The organism is Holdemanella sp., assembly GCF_056804935.1.
In genome coordinates this window covers 1-1,902 of sequence record NZ_DBMEXE010000267.1, presented here as the reverse complement: position 1 = coordinate 1,902, position 1,902 = coordinate 1, and the positions used below count along the sequence as shown (strand labels likewise).

Genomic DNA, 1,902 nt, shown 5'->3' with positions numbered 1-1,902 from the left:
ACAATTTGGCAAGTCTGTCCTTGTAGAAGAGGTTGATAAAATCATCTGCAGTAATTGTCTGTTGGGCTTTTTCTTCTAATTTTACTGGCTGTACTTGTTTGGCAAGCACATCCATATTTGGATTTGAAGCCACACAAACTGCTACAGCACTTGCGACACAATAAACCTTTGCTTTATTCACGACAAACCCTCCATTCCATTTCACTATTTTACTCCCAAAATATCAATTGGTCTAGTCCCAATATTCAACAACAAACTTTCGAGCCCACGTATCCGTTGCTTCTAATTGATCAATTGTAGGGTTTTCAATATATTTTGCCTGCTTACAAGCTTGTTCAATACTTTCTTCAATTTGTAAAAATGAAATCTTTTTATCTAAAAATAGCTGTACTGCCTGTTCATCCGCTCCATTAAATACGGCACCTAGATTTCCTTCTTTTTTACCAATTTCATAGGCTAGTTTCAACATTGGATAACGAACATAATCCATTTCTTTAAAGTTCAAATCCATTGTTTTTGTCATATCCAAAGGATGATCTTCCTTTAACACCGGACGATCTGGATAACATAACGCATATTGAATTGGTAAACGCATATCGGCAGATCCAAGTTGTGCAATAATTGCGTTGTCATTGTATTCAACCATAGAATGCACGATGCTTTGACGATGTAACACTGTATCGATTTTTTCATACGGCAAATCAAATAAATAGTGTGCTTCAATCACTTCAAAACCTTTATTGACCATTGTTGCACTATCCACTGTGATTCGTTTTCCCATATTCCAGTTTGGATGTTTTAAAGTCTGTTCTACTGTTACATCACCTAACTCATCCCTTGTCTTATCTCTAAAGCTACCACCACTTGCCGTAATAATTAAACGCTTCACATCTTCACTACGATTTCCCTGCAAGGATTGGAAGATGGCAGAGTGTTCTGAATCGATTGGATATAGTTTGGTGTTTGTTTCCTGCAATGTCTGACGCACCAAAACACCGCCCGCAACCAAGCTTTCTTTATTAGCCAATGCCACATCAATTCCTTTTTTTAAAGATGTTAAGGTAGGCTTTAATCCTCTAAATCCAACAACAGCATTCACCAACAAATCATATTCACAGTTTTCAATACATTGAACCATGGCTTCATTGCCACTATAAACAGTAACACCACTTAATTCTTTAGCCTTTGAAACATCTGAAATACCAGCTACCTGAATGGTAGGATGTTTATCAATAATTTTCTGCATTACATCCACTTGATGTCCAGCCGCAATACCAACTAGACAAAATTGGTCTGGATGTTGTTCAATCACATCCACTGTTTGTAAACCGATAGAGCCTGTAGCTCCTAATAATAATATTCTTTTCATAATTCATCACCTGTACTTATCATTTTAACACAATACAGATAAAAGATGTGGTTAAATAGTAATTGGAGGTAAATTATGAAAGTCATTGATTTAACACATACTATTTCGGAAGATATGCCCGTCTTTCCGGGTAGTGAAACACAAAATTAACCACAAAAAGCACCTACGACAAGGATGGTTTTAAAGAAACATTCATCTAAATCAATTCTCATGTAGGAACACACATGGATCCACCGGCTCATATTTTTGCGAACAGAAAGACTTTAGATCAATTTTCCCCAGAACAATTCATCGGCAAAGCTCTTGTCGTTGATTGTAGAGATTTAAAAGAAGGACAAGCCATCACAATCGATAAAATCAATATAGATAAAGCCAAGTTGGCTGATTTTCTTTTCTTTAATCTTGGTTGGGACAAACATTTCAAAGACGAAACTTACTTTAATGACTTTCCTTATAATTCAAGGAAACTTTAAAGGCATTGGCTTTGACGTAATGGGATTAGACCCTCTGCGTGATAATAATCTGAATCGGCA

The 1,902-nt window shown here is 36.2% G+C and carries 3 protein-coding genes; 1 reads left to right on the top strand and 2 read right to left on the bottom strand.

All coding sequences use genetic code 11. The features are described 5' to 3' along the window. Both ACZQCL_RS09150 and dxr read right to left on the bottom strand, forming a co-directional pair. Window positions 1–181: hypothetical protein (locus ACZQCL_RS09150; RefSeq protein ID WP_482482951.1), on the bottom strand; the 181-nt coding region annotated here is incomplete at its 3' end. Window positions 182–232: 51 nt separating this feature from the next. Beyond that, window positions 233–1,369 carry a 1-deoxy-D-xylulose-5-phosphate reductoisomerase gene (gene dxr, locus ACZQCL_RS09145; protein WP_333672967.1) on the bottom strand — a complete coding sequence of 379 codons (1,137 nt, stop codon included), beginning with the start codon at window positions 1,367–1,369 and terminating at the stop codon, window positions 233–235. 224 nt (window positions 1,370–1,593) lie between these two features. On the opposite strand from dxr, the gene ACZQCL_RS09140 reads away from it, so the two are divergent. Further along, the gene (locus ACZQCL_RS09140) at window positions 1,594–1,842 is read left to right on the top strand and encodes a cyclase family protein (protein ID WP_265334338.1); all 249 of its coding nucleotides are present in this window, start codon (window positions 1,594–1,596) and stop codon (window positions 1,840–1,842) included. Window positions 1,843–1,902: the final 60 nt, after the last annotated feature.